Below are 19,518 nucleotides of genomic sequence, written 5' to 3'. Positions count from 1 at the left end.
ACCTCATCTCACCCCCATCCTCCAGACCTGCCCGCCGTTGCACTTACTCCCTGAATTCGCCTTAGCTTTCTAGGAAAATTTTCCTAAACTGAAAGGTGGCTCGGCAGATGCTCGGCCGCGTGGTGTCGACGTGCGTGGACCGTGGTCGTGCAATACCGTGCCAGAAACAGGTAGCACAGCAGGCCGGAGCCTGCCGGGCGCGCCGTCCTGATTCCTGTCACCTTCCGGCCCAGCCTGCCTCCGCGACCCCACCACTTGCCAGTGCGCGTGTACCGGCCATCACCGGCACCGTTCTCAGTTCCAGACGCTGGCGCAGGGTCGGCGCCAGTATCTTCAGCACCTGTACCGGCAGGGCGCTGGTGAAGCGGTAATCCCCCGCCTGCGGCCCGGCCACATAGGCGATCAGCGTGCCGAAGTAGCGGTCACCGATATAGAACGCAAAGGCACCGGAGCGGCTGACCACCCGCTCGGAGAGCAGCGCCCCGCCTCTGGCAAACACCTTGAAGCGGTTGTCGCCGGTGCCGGTCTTGCCGCCCACCGGGATGCGGGTACCGTCCGCCAGATCGAAGGCGCCGGCGATGCGGCGCGCGGTGCCCAGTTCCACCACCTCGGCCAGCGCCCTGCGCACCACCTGTGCGACCTCGGCCGGCAACACGCGCTCGCCGTTGGTGGGCAGCCGGGTGAGGCTGGTCTCGTACGGGGTGCCGGCGGCAAAGTGCAGCCTGTCGAGGTAGACCGTCGGCCGGCGCAGGCCGTCACTGGACAGGATGCCCATCAGCTCCGCCAGTGACGCCGGGCGGTCGGCGGAGGCGCCCAGCGCGGTGGCGTAGGACGGCACCAGCACATCAAACGGATAGCCCAGCCGCTTCCAGCCCTGGTGGATCTTCTTGAAGGCGTCGATCTCCTTGATTTCGCGGATGCGCGACGCCTGCCCTGCCTGGTTCTTGCTGTTGAGCAGCCACTGGTAGACCTCCTGCCGCTGCTGCGTGCTGGCATTGACCAGCTCCGACCAGCTGGCCTGCGGATGCTCGTGCAGGTAGGCGACCAGCCACATTTCGAGCGGGTGCACGCCGGCCAGATAGCCGCGGTCGTTCAGGTTGAAGCGCTCCGGGCCGAACTCGTCGTACAGCCTGGCCTGCACTTTGGCGTCGGGCAGCAGCTTCGGGTCGAGATGCAGCTGCAGGAAGGCGGCGAACGCATCCAGCCCGGCCGTGGGCCGGATGCTGCGGAAAATGACCGCCAGTCTTTTCGGGCTCTGCCGTGCCCGCGCCACCAGCAGGGCATCGATTTCGGTCGCGCTCTTGTGGCGGTACTTGTTGTAGAAGCCGGCCAGGAAGGTGCGCCCTTCGCGATCTGCAAAGCGCTGCAGGTATTCGCGGCGCATCGCCTCTTCATCCTCGTCGGATGTCTCGCCGCTGGCCGTGGTCGCCGGCTGCATGTAGTAACGGGCGATATCGCGCATCAGCCGGATGTAGACCAGGTTGACGGAGCGACGGGTGGCCTCGCGCACGGTGAGGATTTTACCGTCGTCGTTCTCGTCGAAGTTGTTGAAGGTATGCAGCCCGCCGGCGGTGAAGAAGCTCTCGCCGGGGCTGGCGGAATAGGTCCGCTCCAGCGCCGCTTCCAGCATCGTCGTCAGATCGGTGTCTTCCGTCTGCAGCAGATAGTCGATCGCCCAGCGGCGCAGCGCGGACTCGCCGGCGGCGGGCCGGATGGCGGCCAGCTGCTCGCGGCTCGTCTGCGCGTACTGCTGGTGCAGCTCGTGGATCACCATCAGGTAGCTGACCAGTGTGCGCAGTTTGGCGGTGGAGCCGAGATCCAGCTTGGCGCCCTCGTTGATGTCGAACGGCTGGTCGAAGTTGTCGGCCTGCACCCGCACCTTGTTGCCGGTCGGCGTGCGTTCCATCAGGGTGAAGCTGTAGGTCACCCCTTGCGGCGAGCCCTGCTGCAGCAGGTATTCGTTGTCAAGGTTGGCCGCACGCGCGTACTCCGGGTCGCGCAGCCGGAGCAGCTCGGCGGTGACCTGCTGCTGCAGCGTCAGGTCCAGCGTGCTGCTGGCACTCAGGTCCAGCCGGTCCAGATCGTACATGCGCGGCACACCCAGCAGGGCGGCCAGCTTGATGCGCACCGCATTGGCCCCCTTCTGCGCGACCGGCGCCACCGCCGGCAGCCGCACCCGTTCGCGCTGCTGCCGCAATGACACCCGCAACGCCGCGTCGCGCAGCGCTGGGCTAATCAGCTGGTCTCTGGCCATCATGCGCAGGTAGGCGTCGGTCATCGACTGCAGCACCTTCATGTCGCCATTCAGGAACACGGACGGACTGCGCTGCGAGATCATCAGGCTCAACGCCTCCTTGAACACCACCGCGCGTTCCGCCACCGGCACGCTGGCATCGGTCAGCGCCCGGTTGACCTGCGCAAAGTCGCGCCCGTACCACGCCCACATGCCGTCGCCGATGCCGGACACCTCGCCGAAACCGGCACGCGCCGCCAGCGGCACCGTGTTCAGGTATCTGACCACCAGCTGGCGGCGCGCGGCGATGGTGTCTTCGCCATCGAGATAGGCGCGTACCGAGGCCGACAGCATCTGGCGCAGCTTTTCCTGCTCCGAGCTGGTACGCCCTTCCGGGGAGTGGCGGTACTTCTCGATCTGGGTGGCCAGCGTGCTGGCGCCGGCGGCGCGGTAGCCGGCATCGAACAGGTGTAGCGCCTTGTCAAACAGCGCCTTGCTGAAACGCGACCAGTCCACCGCTGGATTGCGCTTGGGCGTGTCGGCGTCGAGCAGGGTACGGTTTTCGATGTACAGCAGGCCATTGACCAGCAAGGCCGGCAAGGCGTTGAAATCGGCGTACACGCGCTGCGGCGCACGCGACTGGTAGAGGCTCTGGCCGTAGCCGTCGTACAGGCTGAGGCCGGCCTGGTCTTTCTCGTGATACGGCAGGAACAGGCCCAGCGGTAGATACGGCGCCGTCACGCCGCGATCGGCCAGCGCGACCATGCCGTCAGAGTGCTCGGCTTGGCTGGCAATGGCGTAGCCGCGCGCCTGCAGCCGCTGCAGGTAGGCGGGCATGGCGCTATAGCCCAGGCGCAGGTCATAGGGGCCGCCACTCGTCGGAAAGCGGATCGCCTTGCTCGGCCCCGGCTTGACCCGATAGCCGGCCTCGCGCGCCGCATCGCTGAAGAAACGCGCCTGCTGCCGCGAGTGCTGCAGCTCGTCCAGCAGCAGATACACCAAGCCGCCGATCAGCAGCAGCAACAGGATGAGTACGAACCACAGCGCATAACGGCAGCCGCGGCCGTTACCCCTTTTGAGTTTGATGTCCGGATTATCCATGGCGTTGCTTCTCCAGCGAGAATTTCGGCCGGAATGTTCTTATTCAATCAACACGGCTACCACCAGCACGGCGGGCATGGCGCCGTGCCCCGGCTGCCCTCGCGGTACAGGCAGGGAGCAATACGGGCCATCCCTGTGCCGCCAGCTTAACAGCACCGCACTGCCGTTTGCCGATTAAATCGCCGCGCACCAGCCATGACATCGCAATGAAAACGGGCGTAAGAACCTGTTCAAAGGCGCCTTGCCCTAAAAGCATAGCTGTCGCCGCCATGCTCTGCAGCCTATCGCTTGTTGGCGGAGCAAGCGGACGTGATGCGCCCGCAGACCCTCGGGAGCAACGCCTAGCGCTGTGGCCAGGGCAGCGTCCACGGCGGCTGTTGCTGCAGGTAGTCGGCCAGCGCCGGCAGCGCGAACTCGCTACCCTGCGCCGGCGGGCAGACGAAATGCAGCGCCTCGCCGTCCAGCGTCAGTGCCAGCGCATAGGCGTGCAGATAAGTGCGGTCGGCGGCGCTGCCGCCGTACAGTGCATCGCCGAGGATGGGCGCGCCCAGCGACTTCATCGCCACCCGCAGCTGGTGGGTCTTGCCGGTGCGCGGCCGCAGCAGGAACAGGCGCCGCCCCGGCGCCAGTGAGTGGCTGAAGAACTGCGTCACCGCCGGATTGAGCTGGCTCTGGCACAGCTTCCACGCGCCGCCGCGCCCCTTTTCCATGTCGCCGCGGATCAGACCCTGCTTCTTCGCCGGTTTGGCGTCGGACAGCGCCAGGTAGTATTTCTCCACCTCGCGCCCGGCAAAGGCGGCGCCAAGGTTGGCCGCAACCTGCTGGCTGCGCGCGATCAGCAGCAGGCCGGAGGTGACGCGGTCGAGGCGGTGCACCGGCCACAGCGCATCATCGCCCAGCCCGGCGCGCAGCGCGCTCATCAGCCCGGCCTCCCCGCCGTCGGCGTGGAAGCTGACGCCGGGATGCTTGGCGATGACGTAAAAACGCGGATCGGTGTGCAGCAGATCAAACATGGCTTTTGCTCGTGGCTGGCGCGCGCGTCACAGCACGCGCAATTCGGCATCGGGCTGCGGCTTGCGCAGGAAGGCCGCCAGCAGCTTGTAGGTATCGGCATCGAAGGTCGGCGTGCCCTGCGGCGCGGCCGCCTCCTCGCGGCGCGAGCCGAGGTAGCACCAGCGCTCGAACAGGTGCTCCTGCCACTGGCCGGACACCGGATCGGTCTCGCGCACCGCCACCGCGCCGGGATAGGGCCAGCTTTGCAGCTTCAGCCGTGACAGCGCCTGCTGCAGACGCTGATTGTGGCTGTCCGCGTCCTCGCGCCCGATGCAGGCGCCCTTGCAACGGCCCAGCGCGAAGGCGGAGCAGGCGCCCTTGCGCGCGCCGCGCTTTTCCAGCGCGAGGCAGGTCTGGCACAGGCCGTTGCCGGCGCACAGGTCGGCCAGCGCCTTCTTCGCCTCTTTCTGGCTGCGGAACAGGCCGTACAGCGTATCCAGTCGCGAGAAGTCGACCTCGCTGGCCAGCACGATGCGCGGCGTCAGGAAGCCGCTGTCCAGCGGCGTCAGCTGCAGCGAGCACAGCTCCTGCGACAGGCGGCCGCGCAGATTGTGCAACGGCTGCAAGGCGCGGATCAGCTGCAGCTCCTGCAGCTGCGCGCCGAAGTCGCCGACCGTCTCCTGCCATTCGATGCGCTTGATCGGCTCACCGATGCGCACGTCCTTGTGCGGGCGCGGCTCGGCGCCGAAGTGCGCCAGCACACGGCGGCGCAGGTTGTCGCTGCGGCCGACATACAGCGCCTGGCCGTCGTCGCCGTAGAAGGAGTACACCCCCGGCACGTCCGGCAGCTGCTCCACCACCTCCGGATCGATGCCCGGCGGCGCGGCCGGCGCCGCCATCAGCAGCGCCGCCTGCGCCTCGACCTGCTGCTGACCGTGCTCGGCGATCGCCTGCTGCAGGAACTGGTACAGCGCGTCGGCGTCGGCCAGCGCGCGGTGGCGCTCGGCCTGCACGATGCCGTGGCGCGCGATGATGCTGTCCAGGCTGTGCTTGAAGTGCTGCGGATACAGCAGCCGCGACAGCTTGACGGTACACAGCACCTCGCTGCGGAATGGCAGCTTGACGCGCTTGAATTCGTTCTTCAGGAAGCCGTAGTCGAAGCGCACGTTGTGCGCGATCAGCAGCCGGCCGCGCAGCTTGTCCAGCAGCCGGGCGGCGATGTCGGCGAACGGCGGCGCGTCGGCGACCATCGCGTCGCTGATGCCGGTGATCTGCTCGATGAAGGGCGGGATCGGCTGCCCGGGATTGACCAGCATGTCGAAGCGCTCGACGCGCTCGCCGTCAATCAGGATGACGCCGACCTCGGTCACCCGGTCGCGGCTGATGTGGCCGCCGGTGGTCTCCAGGTCGACAATGGCACAAGGCCGCTCAAACAGCATGCTTACCCCTAGTCAATCGATCGGTCACGGCAGCTGCCGCGTAGTGGAAGTATGCGGCCAACGTTGGCCGCATCACGGCGCCGGGCGCAGCGCCTGGTAGATGCGCAGCGCCACCCAGGCGTCGTTGGCGGCGTACACCTGCTGCGCTTCGCTCAGCACTTTGGCGCCCCAGTTGGAGGTGGACTGTTTTTTCGACTTGCGGAAGTACTGGCCGAACACCCGCGCCACCGCCTGCACCGCGCCGACGGTAATGGTCGGCGAATCGCTCTGGAACAGGCTGCCGACATCCAGCAGCGCCTTGCACTCGATGCCGAAGCGGTCGCGCAGGTGGCGCTTGTCGGAGCGCAGGTCGAAGCCGACCACCAGCAGCTCGCCGCTGGCCAGCAGCGCGCCCAGCGCCGCCAGCACCTCGGCATCGGACACCGGGAACAGATAGGCGTGGTCGCTGGTGGCCAGCTGGATCAGGTGCGGGCCGGTGGCCTCTTCGCCCTTGCGAAAGGTTGGCCGCGACTCGGTATCGAAGCCGGCCACCCGCGCCGCACGCAGCGCCGCGAGCGCCCCCGGCAAGGCGGCGCGATCGACCACGGTGATCTGCGCCGGTCCCAGCGCCGGGAACAGCGGCAGGGTCTTGATCTCGTCTCGGGACAACTGTCTGGTCTGGCTCATGCGCCTCATTTCCTCGGGTTTCGGTTTGGCGGCCGTTCAGAACGGTGCCGCCAGCTGCCACTGCAGCCATTCATCGCTATGTGGATGACGCAGCGCCAGCGACTGCGCGTGCAGCATCAGCCGCGGTGCGGCGCGGCCGCCGTACAGCGCGTCGCCGACGATAGGGCAACCCAGCGCCAGCATGTGCACCCGCAGCTGGTGGGTACGGCCGGTGACCGGCGTCAGCAGCACGCGGCTGCCGTCGGCCTGCTGCTGCAACAGCCGGTATTCGGTCAGCGCCGGCTTGCCGGCGGCGTCCACCTTCTGTCGCGGCCGCCGCAGCCAGTCGCTCATCAGCGGCAGCGCCACGCTGCCGACCGCGTCCGGCAGCTGGCCGTCCAGCAGCGCGACGTACTCCTTGCTCACCGCGCGGCGGGCAAAAGCCTCGCTCAGCGCGCGCTGCACCGCCAGACTGCGCGCCAGCACCATCAGCCCGGAGGTCGCCATGTCCAGGCGATGCACCACCAGCGCGTCCGGATACTGCTGCTGCACGCGGTGGATCAGGCAGTCCTGCATTTCGGGCAGCCGCCCCGGCACCGCCAGCAGCCCTGCCGGCTTGGCCACCACCAGCAGCTGGGCGTCGGCGTGCAGCACCGCGACCGCCTCTTGCGGCGGCGTGTAATCATCCAGCGTATGCATGCTTGATTGTGGCGACAACGTCTTCATCTATTCCATTCGCCGGCCGCTTGCGGCCAACCTTTGCCTATAACCATACCGCTCGTGCACGGCAACGGCGACACGACACCCGGGGGAAACCATGTCCGAACAATTCAATCTCGACGCCTACCAGCGCACGCTGGACACCCAGGTGCAGCAGCACGACGCCCTCGGCCTGGTGCTGGCCGACACCCTGTGCTACCCGCTGGGCGGCGGCCAGCCCGGCGACCGCGCCACGCTGACGCTGGCCGACGGCCGCCAGCTGGCCGTCCACGACACCCGCCGCGACAAGGAAAGCCGCCGCATCGTGCACCAGCTCGACGCCGATGCGCCGCTGCTGGCGCCCGGCACGCCGCTGACGCTGACGCTGGACTGGGCGCGCCGTTATCGCCACATGCGGGTGCACACCTGCCTGCACCTGCTGTCGGTGGTGATCAAGGCCGGTGTCACCGGCGGCAACCTCTCCGCCGACGGTGGCCGCCTCGACTTCGACCTGCCGGAAGGCATGCAGCTGGAGCCGCAGGCCATCGAGCAGGCGCTCAACGAGCTGATCGCGCGCGATCTGCCGGTCAGCGTAAAGATGAGCAGCGGCGCCGCGCTGCAGGCACAGCCCGAGCTGATCAAGACCATGTCGGTGACGCCGCCGCTGCACCTACCGGAAATCCGCCTGATCGAGATCGACGGCGTCGACCTGCAACCCTGTGGCGGCACCCACGTGGCCCGCACCGGCGAAATCGGCCGCGTGCTGGTGAAAAAGATCGAAAGCAAGGGCGCGCGCAACAAGCGGGTGGTGATCGCCCTCGCCGACTAGGCACGCCGGAAAAACAAACCCGCGCAAACGGCTTGCGCGGGTGGGGGCGGAACCGCGGGGCTTAGCGCTCCTGGTTCACCTTGTAACGCGGCGGCAGCAGCAGCGCCGGCACCTCACGCTGCCGCTGCGGCAGGACGCGGCCGCCGATCACGCCGGCGCGCGCCACTTTCAGGCCTTCCTGCGGATCGCGCTGCTCGCGCTGGCGGCTGCTGTCGCGGTGCGGATTGTCGCGCGGCGCACGTTCGCTGCGCTCGGGACGCTCGCTGCGTTCCGGGCGTTCGCTGCGCTCGGGACGCTCACTGCGCTCGGCGCGCGGCTCGCGCGCGGGCCGCGCGTCGCTGCGCTCGCGGCCGGCGTTGCGGCTGCCGAAGCCGCTGTCGGCGGCGGACGACTCGCGGCGCTCGAAACCGCTGACGGTCTGCGGCGGCAGCGTCTGCCGGGTCAGCTTCTCGATGGCTTCGTGCTGCTTGACCTCGTCCGGCGACATCAGCGAGATCGCCACCCCGGAGGCGCCGGCACGACCGGTACGGCCGATGCGGTGCACGTAGTCTTCCGGCGAATTCGGCATTTCGTAGTTGACGACGAAGGGCAGCTCGGAGATGTCTAGCCCGCGCGCGGCCACGTCGGTGGCCACCAGCACCTTCACCTCGCCGCTCTTGAAGCTGTTCAGCGTTTCCAGGCGCGCGCTCTGCGCCTTGTCGCCGTGGATGGCCTCGGCGGCGTGGCCGTCGCGCTTCAGGTCACGCGACAGCTGGTCGGCGGAAATCTTGGTCTTGCAGAACACGATCACCTGGCTCATCTCGCGTTCGCGTATCAGGTGCGACAGCAGCGCGCGCTTGCGGCCGCTGTCGACGGCATACACCAGCTGCTCGACCTGGGCATTGGTGGAGTTCTGGCGCGCCACCTCCACCGTTTGCGGGTCGTGCATGAAGTCTGCGGCCAACCTTTTGATCTCCGGTGCGAAGGTGGCGGAGAACAGCAGGGTCTGGCGCTGCTTGGGCAGCAGGGACATGATCTTGCGGATGTCCTGGATGAAGCCCATGTCCAGCATGCGGTCGGCCTCGTCCAGCACCAGCACGTCGACCTTGTTCAGCTGGATGGTCTTCTGCTGGATGTGGTCGAGCAGGCGGCCCGGCGTGGCGATCACGATCTCGATGCCGCGACGCAGTTCCGCCGTCTGCGGATCCATGTTCACGCCGCCGTAGATGGTGGTGCTGCGCAGCGGCAGGTGCTTGGTGTAGGCCTTGGCGTTGACGCCGATCTGGTCGGCCAGCTCGCGCGTCGGCGACAGGATCAGCGCGCGCACCGGGTGCATCGCCGGCGATACGCTGGGATTGGCGAATTTTTTCAGACGCTCCAGGATCGGCAGCAGGAAGGCCGCCGTTTTGCCGGTACCCGTCTGCGCCGCGGCCAACAGGTCACGGCCGGACAATACCAGCGGAATCGCCTTGGCCTGGATCGGGGTGGCTTCGCTGTACCCCAGTTCATCTACGGCCCGCAGGATTTCGGGCGATAGACCCAGTTCGGCAAAAGACATGTCGGGAACTCCATCAGGGCTGGCGCCGCTACTGCGCCCCGGCCCCATTCAATAATCAATTAAAAAGCGAAGCGCCGCCAACACTGGCGGCGCAGCAACAGGCTGGGTTCAGCCAAAGAATGAGATCACGCTGATCAGCAATACCACGAACAGCCACAGCAGCACGGTACGCCATACCAGGCCGACGGCACTCTTCAGGTAGTTGGGATCGGCATCGTCGCCGACACCCAGCTCCGGGCGGTATTTCACGGTGTAGTCCTGCCGCAGCGGATCGCCGAGCTTGACGCCCAGGGCGCCGGCTGCCGAGGCCAGCAGGATGCCGGTCGCGTAGTTGCCCCAGGTCCTGGCCTGCGAGCGCCAGCAGTACACCGCGTCCTCGAAATCACCCATCACCGCAAAGCTGGCCGCAGTCAGGCGCACCGGAATCCAGTCCAGCCATTCGCCGGCACGGCGCGAGAACCGGCCGAACAGGCCATCGTCACGGGCACCCCACTTGTGCGCCAGCATCTGCGTGGCCCGGTACAGCACAGCACCGGCCGGACCGGGCAGCAGCACGAACCAGAACATGGTGCCGAATACGTGGCGGTAGCTGTCCAGCACGCCCTGCTCGATCGCCAGCCGCGAGACTTCCTCGACCGACAGCTCGGAGGTCGGCTGGTTGGTCCAGCGCGCCAGTTCCTTGCGCGCGTCAAAATCCCGCCCCTCGCCCAGAGCCAGCGCGATCTCGGAGAACGAACCCGAGAAATGGCGGAAGCCCATGGTCAGGTACAGCACCAGGATGTTCCACAGCAGGGCAAACAGCGGGCTGGCCTGGTACAGCGCGTAGTACACCGCCATCACCAGCGCCACCACCGGCAGTACCGCCGCCACCCAGGCCAGTACGCCATGCCGGTTGTAACCGGCGTTCAGCGTGCGTTCCAGATGATTGGCGTAACGGGTAAATATGCGCCACACCCGGTTGCGGTTCCCCAAGGGACGCAATTGTTCCAGTGCCAGTGCAATGATAAGGGAGATCAGGGTCATGAATTAACGCAGACGCAAGAGATGAACTCGCGAGGAAAGATAACACAAAAACAACAGTCGCTGTCAGGCAGAACCCAGACGGCGCGATGCCGCCTGGGTGGCGGCAAAGTTGCCATCGCGGCCGTAACCGTCGATGGCCTTGGCCTCCTCGCGCAGCACAGCCAGCGCCTCGTTGGCAAAAGCCATGCGCTCCGCCGCCATCGCGGCATTGCCGTCATTCAGTGCCTGCACCTTGGCCAGTTCGTGTTCCAGCGCCATCCAGGCTTGTTGCACCGCAGGTCCGGCGGCGGACAGCCATTGCAGGAAAGCGGTCTTGCCGTCCAGCCGGTGTGCGGCCAACAGCGCCAGACGCTGCGCCTTGCTGTCCTGCAGCAGCTGCAGTTGCTGCTGCTTGCTGACAGCGCAGGCATCCAGTTTCAGCGCATCAAAACGCACGATCGCGCGCTGCTCATCCTCCAGCAACGACAATAGCGCATGCAGCGCCGCAGTCTCCTGCCGGCACTGCTGCAAGAACAGTTCGCTTGGCATTGCGCGTTTCCGCTATCAGCCGGCCAGCAACTCGCGCGTGCTGGCGATCAGGCTGTCGGCAATGGCTTCCGGATTGATCTTGAACTCACCGGCGGCGATGGCAGCCTTGATGGCGGCAACCTTGTCCGCATCAAAAACCTCGGCCGCCTGCGCCGCCTTGGCGAGGCCCTGCGAGCTGATGGCCACGCTTTCGCTACGCGATGCTGTTTGCGATGCGGTAGTGGCCGCATCTTCCTTCTTGGCAGCACGCACCGGTGCACCGTAGGCCGCCGCCACCTTGCCCGAGTTGTCGATTTTCATATGTCACCTGCCCGGCAAAAAGTTTTGTAATCTGAAGTCATTATCGCCCGAAAATCCAGAAACTTGACTTTTTTTTCAGGGCATCGCCATCAAGATGCTCAGGTCTTCCTGCACCACGCCCGATATCACCTTGCCGGACGGCACCCGCACATTCAGCCGTTCGCCGACAGCGGCATTGCCCAGCGCCACCGCATCGCTGCCGATGACAAAACCGTCTCCGGAGACCTGCACCCGGACCGGCTGGTTGGTCCTGATCACCAGCGGCAGGCGCAGCTGGCTTTCGCGCAACAGGCTGCCGGCCGGCAGGGTGCTGCGCAGCGCCTTGCCCACCAACAGCGCCGGATCGCGCACCGCCTGCAGCGCCAGCGCACGGTTGCTGACCGGCGCCAGCCTGATGTCCGTCTCCCGCAGCACCTCGCCGGCGCGCAACTGCCGGGTGGTGACGTAGCCGACGCTGAGCTGGCTGGCGGTCACCGGCAGCAGGATGCGCCAGCCCTGTCCGGCACAGGCCAGTTCCAGCGCCGTGAACGGCGGCCTCTGCCCGGCCGGCCAGGTGGCCACAGGCGGCTGCGCACAGGCCGGCAGGCGCAGGCGCGGATCGGCCTTACCGGCCTGGTAGCGGAAGCCGTCGCTACCGGCGTCCGCCTCGGCAAACGCCTTTGCCACCTGCTCCAGCTGGCGCAGGTCCTGCACGCCGGCGGCGCTGGCGAACTGGCTGAGCAGCAACAGGCCGTACAACAATGGGTTTCGCATCATCCGCCCATTGTACCCGCGCCACCCGAGCATGCAAAAACGATTGCCGACCTGCGCGACCACAGCCTGGCGCCGGACAGCGGATAACAAAAAGCCCCTGCCATTGGGCAGGGGCCGGGATGTGGCAGGGGCGGACTGGCTCAGTTCAGCGCCCGTTCGATATAGGCCTTCACCGCGCCGGCATCGGCATCGAATACCGTCACCCGTTGCGGCAGGTCTTCCAGGCCGTCGAAGCCGGCCGGGCGCGGCGCGTCGCGGTTCAGCGCCTCGCGGATGGTGTCGGCGAACTTGGCCGGCAGCGCCGTTTCCAGGCAGACGATGGTTTCGCCCGGCAGGCGCACTTCGCGCGCCACCTTGATGCCGTCGGCGGTGTGGGTATCCACCACCACACCGTCCTCGGCGTCCACCGCGCGGATGGTGGCCAGACGGTCGGCGTGCGTGCTCTTGCCGGACACGAAGCCGAAGCGCTCACGCACAGCGCCAAGGTTGGCCGCAAGATCGAAGCCCTTGCCGCTGTCGACCTCGGCCCACAGCGCCTTGACCTTGTCGCCGTCGCGGCCGACCAGGTCGAAGATGAAGCGCTCGAAGTTGGACGCCTTGGAGATGTCCATCGACGGGCTGGAGGTGACCCAGGTGTTGGCGGTGCCGCGCGGCGCGTACTTGCCGCTCTTGAAGAACTCGTCCAGCACGTCGTTCTCGTTGGTGGCCACGATCAGGCGCTGTACCGGCAGCCCCATCTGGCGCGCGATGTGGCCGGCGCAGACATTGCCGAAGTTGCCGGACGGCACGCAGAAGCTGACCTGTTCGTCGTTGCTGGCGGTCGCGTTGAAGTAGCCCTTGAAGTAGTACACCACCTGCGCCACGATGCGTGCCCAGTTGATGGAGTTGACGGTGCCGACCTTGTACCTGGCCTTGAAGGCATGATCGTTCTGCACGGCCTTCACGATATCCTGGCAGTCGTCGAACATGCCCTTGATGGCGATGTTGTGGATGTTGGCGTCCTGCAGGCTGTACATCTGCGCGCGCTGGAACGGACTCATCAGGCCGTCCGGGCTGAGCATGAACACGTTGATGCCGGCCTTGCCGCGCATCGCGTACTCGGCGGCGGAGCCGGTATCGCCGGAGGTGGCGCCGAGAATGTTGAGCTGCTCGCCCTTTTTGGCCAGCACATACTCGAACAGGTTGCCAAGGAACTGCATCGCCATGTCCTTGAACGCCAGCGTCGGGCCGTTGGACAGTTCCAGGATCACCAGGCCGTCGTGCAGGCGCTTCACCGGGGTGATGGCTGCGCTGCCGTACACCTCGGCGGTATAGGTGCGGTCGAGGATGTCCTTGAGGTCGGCCGCCGGGATGTCGGTGGCGAACAGGCTGACGATCTCGAAGGCGAGATCGGCGTAGGACAGGCCGCGCCAGGCGTCCAGCTGCGCGCGCGTGATCTGCGGATAGCTTTCCGGCAGCGCCAGGCCGCCGTCCGGGGCCAGGCCCATCAGGATGGTGTCGGAGAATTCAAGCGGCGCCATGCCGCCACGGGTGCTGATGTATCGCATGTTGTTCATTTAACCAGTTGATCCAGACATTGCAGTCCGACATTGAGCAGGCGCCGTTTCCATACCGGATCCTGCGCCACGCCCTTGCCCTTGCTGACTGCATCCATCAATTCGCCGTCGCTGAGGCCGCCGACGATGCGCTCGCCGGCGCAGCCGCAGTAGGCGCTGGCCGCCGCCGGGCTGCTGAGCAGGCTTTTCAGCAGCGGTTCCTGCCCGGCCTTGGCCAGACAGGCGGCGGTCAGCAGTTGTATCACCGGCTGGCGCGGGATCGCGCCAGCACCGTCACTGGCGACGTTGCCGGCACAAGCCAGCGCCGGCAGCAGCAACAGCAGCCAGCCACGCTTAGCCATTCAGCTCTTCCATGCGCAGGCGCACCACCTTGCCGGCGACGCTGTCCAGCGCCTCGATGGCGGCGATCGCCTTGTTGGCGGACTTTTCCACCACGCGGTGGGTCAGGATCACGATCTCGGCGGAACCGTCGGTGGCGGAGCCCTTCTGGATCAGCGCCTCGATCGAGATGTTGTTTTCCGCCAGCAGGCGGGTGATGTCGGCCATCACCCCGGCGCGGTCGGCGGCCTGGATGCGCAGGTAGTAGCTGCTGACCACCTCGCCCATCGGCAGGATGGGCAGGTTCTGCAGCCGGTCCGGCTGGAATGCCAGATGTGGCACGCGGTGTTCCGGATCGGAGGTCAACAGGCGCGCGACATCGACGATGTCGGCCACCACCGCCGACGCGGTCGGCAGCGCACCGGCGCCCGGACCGTTGAACAGCGCCTGGCCGATGGCGTCGCCACGCACCAGCACCGCGTTCATCACGCCGTTGACGTTGGCGATCAGCTGGTCTTCCGGGATCAGCGTCGGGTGCACGCGCAGCTCGACGCCCTTGTCGGTGCGGCGGGTCAGGCCCAAGAGCTTGACGCGGTAGCCCAGCTCTTCCGCGTACTGGATATCCTTGCCTTCCAGCTGGCTGATGCCTTCCAGGTAGCAGTTGTCGAAGTTCATCGGGATGCCGAACGCGATCGCCGCCATGATGGTCAGCTTGTGGCCGGCGTCGTGGCCTTCCACGTCGAAGGTCGGGTCGGCTTCGGCGTAGCCCAGACGCTGCGCCTCTTTCAGCACGTCAGCGAAATCGGCGCCTTTTTCGCGCATTTCCGACAGGATGAAATTGGAGGTGCCGTTGATGATGCCGGCCAGCCACTCGATGCGGTTGGCGGACAGGCCTTCGCGCAGCGCCTTGATGATGGGGATGCCGCCGGCCACCGCGGCCTCGAACGCCACCATCACGCCCTTTTCCTGGGCGCGGGCGAAGATCTCGTTGCCGTGCATCGCCAAGAGCTTCTTGTTGGCGGTGACCACATGCTTGCCGTTGTCGATGGCCTTGAGCACCAGCTCCTTGGCGATGGTGTCGCCGCCGATCAGCTCGACCACGATGTCGACTTCCGGATGGTTGACCACCTGGAAGGCGTCGTCGACCAGCGGCACGCCGTCGCCGACGACTTCGCGCGCGCGCGCCAGATCGCGGTTGGCGGCCATGAACAGGCGGATCTCGCGTCCGGCCCGGCGGCTGATCTCTTCCGCGTTGCGCTTCAATACGGTGGCGGTACCGCCACCGACTGTTCCCACTCCCATCAGACCAATGTTGATCGGTTTCATGCTGAACTCCAAAGTGTTATTGATTTGTCCCTGGCGCAAGGCGTCCAGTGCGGCCAACCTTGATTAGCCGTACTGGGCGTCCTGCCGTGCGCGAAAAAGGGGAGCCCGCGGCTCCCCTTTGCATCACGATCAGGCGGTACCGTGCTGTTTGCGGTAGTTTTCCAGAAAACGCGCGATGCGGCCAATGGCCTCGGTCAGGTCGTCACTGTTAGGCAGGAATACCACGCGGAAGTGATCGGGGGCAACCCAGTTGAAGCCGCTGCCCTGCACCAGCAGCACGCGCTCCTGCTGCAGCAACTCCAGGATGAACTGCTGGTCGTCCTCGATCGGATAGATGGCCGGATCCAGCCGCGGGAACAGGTACAGCGCGCCCTGCGGCTTGACACAGGTGACACCGGGAATGGCGGTCAGCAGCTCCCAGGCCAGATCGCGCTGACGCGCGAGACGGCCGCCGGGCGCCACCAGGTCGTCGATGCTCTGGTAACCGCCGAGCGCGGTCTGGATCGCGTACTGTGCCGGTACGTTGGCACACAGCCGCATCGAAGCCAGCATGTTGAGGCCTTCGATATAGTCCTTGGCATGGCGTTTTTCACCGGCGAGGATCATCCAGCCGGCGCGGTAGCCGCAGGCACGGTAGTTTTTCGACAGGCCGTTGAAAGTGCACACCAGCAGGTCCGGCGCCAGTGCGGCAATCGAGGTGTGTTTGGCGCCGTCGAACAGCACCTTGTCGTAAATTTCGTCGGCGTAAAGGATGAGGCCGAACTCGCGGGCGACCTCGACCAGCTGCTGCAGGATGTGGTCCGGGTACAGCGCACCGGTCGGGTTGTTGGGGTTGATCACCACCAGCGCCTTGGTGCGCGGCGTGATCTTGGCACGGATGTCGGCGATGGACGGCATCCAGCCCTCGGCCTCGTCGCACAGGTAGTGCACCGGGCGGCCGCCGGCCAGGCTTACCGCCGCCGTCCACAGCGGATAATCCGGCGCCGGTACCAGTACCTCGTCGCCGTTGTCCAGCAGCGCCTGCATCGCCATCACGATCAGCTCGGACACACCGTTGCCGATGTAGATGTCTTCCATGCCGACGTTGGGAATATGCTTTTGCTGCGCGTAGTGCATGATCGCCTTGCGCGCGGCGAACAGGCCCTTGGAATCACAATAGCCGGACGCATTCTGCAAATTGGCGATCACGTCTTCGATGATCTCGTCCGGGGCAAAAAAGCCGAATGGCGCCGGATTGCCGATATTGAGCTTGATGATGCGGTGACCTTCCTCTTCCATGCGCTTGGCGTGTTCGAGTACCGGGCCACGAATGTCGTAGCAGACGTTGGCGAGTTTTTGTGATTTCTGGATGGGCTGCATGGGCACTGTTACCACTGGCTGGAGGTGTCGGTTCACGATATGTCGCAAGCGCAATGCAGGGCATGCACCGCTTGCGGGCAAGCTATAATCCTATCCCAATACGTGGTGCACTGCACCAGCTTCTCACGCCAGGATGACATCATGAAACTTCACGAAGCCGACACCGCCGGATCCAACCTGTTCACCGCCTCCAGCGCCGGTCATGTCGAGATCAACAAGGTGCGCCACGAGGGTAGCCTGATCGTCACCGCCGACAGCATCACGCCGTGGCGCCCGGCCCGCTTCGAGGATTTCAGCGACGCCGACTTTGCCGCGGTGCTGGCCAAGCAGCCGGAACTGGTGCTGCTGGGCACCGGCAGCAAGCTGCGCTTTCCGCACCCCAAGCTGTACGCGGCGCTGACCAATGCCGGCATCGGCGTCGAGGTGATGGACACCGCCGCGCTGTGCCGCACCTATAACATCCTGCTGGCCGAAGGCCGCGGCGTGGTCGCCGCGCTGCTGCAGGACTGATGCTGGCGCTGTTCGCCAAGTGCAGCCTCGGCGCACTGGCGGTACTGCTGATCGCGCTGCTGTCGCAGTCGCGCGCCTTTTACATTGCCGGGCTGGTGCCGCTGTTTCCCACCTTCGCGCTGATCGCGCACTACATCGTCGGCAGCGAGCGCGACGCGCAGGCCTTGCAGCGTACCGCGCTGTTCGGGCTGTGGTCGTTGCTGCCCTACGCGCTGTACCTGCTGGCGGTGTACTGGCTCAGCACCCGCACCGCGCTGCTGCTGTGGGGCTGGACGCGGCTGACGGGCTGAAGGTTGGCAAGGTTGGCCGCAAGCCTGCCCGCCAGCCACCGCCACCTCTCTTAGCCGGCGCGCTCGCCACCGAAGCTCTCGTAGGCCAGCAACGCCTCCGCTGCCGTCATCAGCGACGGCCCGCCGCCCATGTATACCGCCACCTGCAGCATCTCCATGAATTGCGCGCGCGTGCAGCCCAGCTCCACCAGCGCCTTGCCATGAAAGGCAAGGCAGCCCTGGCAGCGATTGGCAATGCCTATTGCCAGCGCGATCAGCTCCTTGGTCTTGTTGTCCAGCGCGCCATCACTGTGTGCGCTTTTGCTCATCTGGCCGAAGCCGCGCATGGTGTCCGGCATTTCCTTGCGGAATTCGGCCAGTTTGGCCGACAGTGCAGCAGTCAGTTCCTGATAGTTGTGGCTCATGATTTTCCCTTGCGGTCAGAGTTAAACAATTTACGTTATATATTTTTATATATTTAAATCGCAAAGTCAACCCTGCGGCCAACGTTGGCCGCAACAAAGCCGCCCGCAGGCGGCTTTGCATGGAACAGGACAGGTATGCGTTACAGCAGGTCGCGCAGCAGCAGTGCGACCAGCAACAGCGCGATCAGCTTGAGCAGGAAGTTCTGCGTTTTCTGTTCGCGCATCAGCTGGATGTAGCCCTGCACCACCAGCTCCGTGCTCTTGCCGGACAGCGCCTCGTTAAGCCGGCGCGGGATCGCCGGCAGCGTGGTCGCCCACTGCGGTGCCTCGTGCTTGAGGGTGCGCAGCAGGCCGCGCCAGCCGATCTGCTCGTTCATCCACTTGGTGAGGAAGGGCTTGGCGGTGTCCCACAGGTCGAGGTCGGGGTCGAGCTGGCGGCCCAGCCCCTCGATGTTGAGCAGCGTCTTCTGCAGCAGCACCAGCTGCGGCTGGATCTCGACGTTGAAGCGGCGGCTGGTCTCGAACAGGCGCAGCAGCACCAGGCCGAAGGAGATCTGCGACAACGGCTTGTTGAAGATCGGCTCGCACACGGTGCGCACCGCCGCTTCCAGCTCCTCGGCGCGGGTATCTTTCGGCACCCAGCCGGATTCGATGTGGGCGGTGGCGACGCGGTGGTAGTCGCGGTTGAAGAAGGCGAGGAAATTTACCGCCAGGTAGTGCTTGTCGGACTCGGTGAGGCTGCCGACGATGCCGAAGTCGAGCGCGATGTAGCGGCCGTCGGCGGCGACGAAGATATTGCCGGGGTGCATGTCGGCGTGGAAGAAGCCGTGGCGGAACACCTGGGTGAAGAAGATCTCGACGCCGAAGCGGCTGAGCTTCTTCAGGTCGACACCGGCCTCACGCAGGCGCTCGATCTGCCCCACCGGAATGCCGTCCATCCACTCCAGCGTCAGCACCTCGCGCGCCGAGTAGTCGTAGAGCACCTCCGGCACGATCAGCATGTCGCTGCTGACGAAGTTGCGGTGCAGCTGGCTGGCATTGCCGGCCTCGTGCATCAGGTCCAGCTCGTCGTGCAGGTGGCGGTCGAATTCGGCCACCACTTCCAGCGGCTTCAGCCGCTTGCCGTCCGGCAGAAAACGCTCCACCAGCCGCGCAAGCGTCCGCATCAGCGCCAGGTCCTGCTCGATTACCGGCAGGATGCCCGGGCGCAGCACCTTGACCGCCACCGTGCGGCCTGGCTTGCCGTCACTACCGTGCAGCCGCGCACGGTGCACCTGCGCCACCGAGGCGCTGGCCACCGGCACGTCGTCGAACTCGGCATACAGCGCCGCCACCGGCCGCCCCAGATTGCGTGCTATCACCTGGCGCGAGATGGCGCCGTCGAAGGCCTGCACATTGTCCTGCAGGTGGGCCAGTGCGTCGGCGTACGCCTCCGGCAGCAGGTCACGGCGGGTGGACAGCACCTGACCGAACTTGACGAAGATCGGCCCCAGCGCCTCCAGCGCCAGCCGCACCCGCTGCGGCAACGGCACCGACAGGTCGCGCGGCAGCGGCGCCAGCTGGCACAGGCGGTGAATGAAGCCGACGCGGGCGCGGCCGGCAAGGAATTCGTCGAGACCGAAACGGTAAAACGTGGCAACGATTTTGCTAAAACGGGCAATCCGCATGATGGGGG

At 66.0% G+C, this 19,518-nt stretch carries 19 protein-coding genes; 3 read left to right on the top strand and 16 right to left on the bottom strand.

Annotation, left to right across the window (positions count from 1 at the left end; translation table 11 throughout):
- Window positions 1–217: 217 nt before the first annotated feature.
- The 5 genes from IE083_RS05250 to IE083_RS05230 all read right to left on the bottom strand — a co-directional run bounded on the left by IE083_RS05250 (window position 218) and on the right by IE083_RS05230 (window position 7,110).
- Window positions 218–3,334 (bottom strand): transglycosylase domain-containing protein, encoded by a 3,117-nt coding sequence (locus IE083_RS05250; RefSeq protein ID WP_189352574.1) that lies wholly within the window; start codon window positions 3,332–3,334, stop codon window positions 218–220.
- Between the two features lie 341 nt (window positions 3,335–3,675).
- On the bottom strand, window positions 3,676–4,347 hold the full coding sequence (locus IE083_RS05245; protein ID WP_189352573.1) for a TIGR01621 family pseudouridine synthase: 672 nt from the start codon (window positions 4,345–4,347) through the stop codon (window positions 3,676–3,678).
- 27 nt (window positions 4,348–4,374) lie between these two features.
- The gene (locus IE083_RS05240) at window positions 4,375–5,766 is read right to left on the bottom strand and encodes an exonuclease domain-containing protein (protein ID WP_189352572.1); all 1,392 of its coding nucleotides are present in this window, start codon (window positions 5,764–5,766) and stop codon (window positions 4,375–4,377) included.
- A 72-nt stretch (window positions 5,767–5,838) separates the two neighbouring features.
- Window positions 5,839–6,432: a 3'-5' exonuclease gene (locus IE083_RS05235; RefSeq protein WP_189352571.1), complete on the bottom strand. Its 594-nt coding sequence runs from the start codon at window positions 6,430–6,432 to the stop codon at window positions 5,839–5,841.
- Between the two features lie 36 nt (window positions 6,433–6,468).
- Complete coding sequence (locus IE083_RS05230) at window positions 6,469–7,110, bottom strand: RluA family pseudouridine synthase (protein WP_189352570.1); 642 nt, start codon at window positions 7,108–7,110, stop codon at window positions 6,469–6,471.
- A 118-nt stretch (window positions 7,111–7,228) separates the two neighbouring features.
- Here IE083_RS05230 and IE083_RS05225 point away from each other — a divergent pair, with 118 nt between their 5' ends.
- Window positions 7,229–7,939 (top strand): alanyl-tRNA editing protein, encoded by a 711-nt coding sequence (locus tag IE083_RS05225; protein ID WP_189352569.1) that lies wholly within the window; start codon window positions 7,229–7,231, stop codon window positions 7,937–7,939.
- 61 nt (window positions 7,940–8,000) lie between these two features.
- Here the strand turns inward: IE083_RS05225 and IE083_RS05220 are convergent, their stop codons facing one another.
- From IE083_RS05220 to IE083_RS05180, 9 genes are all read right to left on the bottom strand, one after another.
- The gene (locus IE083_RS05220; RefSeq protein ID WP_189352568.1) at window positions 8,001–9,476 is read right to left on the bottom strand and encodes a DEAD/DEAH box helicase; all 1,476 of its coding nucleotides are present in this window, start codon (window positions 9,474–9,476) and stop codon (window positions 8,001–8,003) included.
- A gap of 108 nt (window positions 9,477–9,584) precedes the next feature.
- Entirely contained in the window at window positions 9,585–10,499 is a 915-nt protein-coding gene (locus IE083_RS05215; RefSeq protein WP_189352567.1) for a CobD/CbiB family protein, read from the bottom strand.
- Between the two features lie 63 nt (window positions 10,500–10,562).
- The gene (gene flgN, locus IE083_RS05210; protein WP_189352566.1) at window positions 10,563–11,027 is read right to left on the bottom strand and encodes a flagellar export chaperone FlgN; all 465 of its coding nucleotides are present in this window, start codon (window positions 11,025–11,027) and stop codon (window positions 10,563–10,565) included.
- Window positions 11,028–11,042: 15 nt separating this feature from the next.
- On the bottom strand, window positions 11,043–11,327 hold the full coding sequence (flgM, locus tag IE083_RS05205) for a flagellar biosynthesis anti-sigma factor FlgM (protein ID WP_189352565.1): 285 nt from the start codon (window positions 11,325–11,327) through the stop codon (window positions 11,043–11,045).
- A 75-nt stretch (window positions 11,328–11,402) separates the two neighbouring features.
- Entirely contained in the window at window positions 11,403–12,083 is a 681-nt protein-coding gene (flgA, locus tag IE083_RS05200) for a flagellar basal body P-ring formation chaperone FlgA (RefSeq protein WP_189352564.1), read from the bottom strand.
- Between the two features lie 137 nt (window positions 12,084–12,220).
- A complete protein-coding gene (gene thrC / locus IE083_RS05195; protein ID WP_189352583.1) occupies window positions 12,221–13,627 on the bottom strand; it encodes a threonine synthase in 1,407 nt (468 codons plus the stop codon).
- A gap of 5 nt (window positions 13,628–13,632) precedes the next feature.
- The gene (locus IE083_RS05190; RefSeq protein ID WP_189352563.1) at window positions 13,633–13,977 is read right to left on the bottom strand and encodes a hypothetical protein; all 345 of its coding nucleotides are present in this window, start codon (window positions 13,975–13,977) and stop codon (window positions 13,633–13,635) included.
- Entirely contained in the window at window positions 13,970–15,280 is a 1,311-nt protein-coding gene (locus tag IE083_RS05185) for a homoserine dehydrogenase (protein ID WP_189352562.1), read from the bottom strand. Before IE083_RS05185 ends, IE083_RS05190 begins: the two co-directional genes overlap by 8 nt.
- 129 nt (window positions 15,281–15,409) lie before the next feature.
- Window positions 15,410–16,639 carry a pyridoxal phosphate-dependent aminotransferase gene (locus IE083_RS05180; protein WP_189352561.1) on the bottom strand — a complete coding sequence of 410 codons (1,230 nt, stop codon included), beginning with the start codon at window positions 16,637–16,639 and terminating at the stop codon, window positions 15,410–15,412.
- Between the two features lie 141 nt (window positions 16,640–16,780).
- On the opposite strand from IE083_RS05180, the gene IE083_RS05175 reads away from it, so the two are divergent.
- Both IE083_RS05175 and IE083_RS05170 read left to right on the top strand, forming a co-directional pair.
- Window positions 16,781–17,149 carry an Mth938-like domain-containing protein gene (locus IE083_RS05175; RefSeq protein ID WP_189352560.1) on the top strand — a complete coding sequence of 123 codons (369 nt, stop codon included), beginning with the start codon at window positions 16,781–16,783 and terminating at the stop codon, window positions 17,147–17,149.
- The gene (locus tag IE083_RS05170; protein ID WP_189352559.1) at window positions 17,149–17,439 is read left to right on the top strand and encodes a GlpM family protein; all 291 of its coding nucleotides are present in this window, start codon (window positions 17,149–17,151) and stop codon (window positions 17,437–17,439) included. The genes IE083_RS05175 and IE083_RS05170 overlap by 1 nt, the downstream gene beginning before the upstream one ends.
- Window positions 17,440–17,489: 50 nt before the next feature.
- Here IE083_RS05170 and IE083_RS05165 read toward each other — a convergent pair whose 3' ends face one another.
- Both IE083_RS05165 and ubiB read right to left on the bottom strand, forming a co-directional pair.
- Window positions 17,490–17,843 (bottom strand): carboxymuconolactone decarboxylase family protein, encoded by a 354-nt coding sequence (locus tag IE083_RS05165; RefSeq protein ID WP_189352558.1) that lies wholly within the window; start codon window positions 17,841–17,843, stop codon window positions 17,490–17,492.
- Window positions 17,844–17,983: 140 nt separating this feature from the next.
- Window positions 17,984–19,510 (bottom strand): ubiquinone biosynthesis regulatory protein kinase UbiB, encoded by a 1,527-nt coding sequence (gene ubiB, locus IE083_RS05160; protein WP_189352557.1) that lies wholly within the window; start codon window positions 19,508–19,510, stop codon window positions 17,984–17,986.
- Window positions 19,511–19,518: the final 8 nt, after the last annotated feature.

The sequence above is a fragment of the Vogesella fluminis genome (genome assembly GCF_014652335.1).
Taxonomy (GTDB): domain Bacteria; phylum Pseudomonadota; class Gammaproteobacteria; order Burkholderiales; family Chromobacteriaceae; genus Vogesella; species Vogesella fluminis.
Note: the sequence above shows the minus strand (reverse complement) of the source record. Positions and strands in the feature narration are given on the sequence as shown.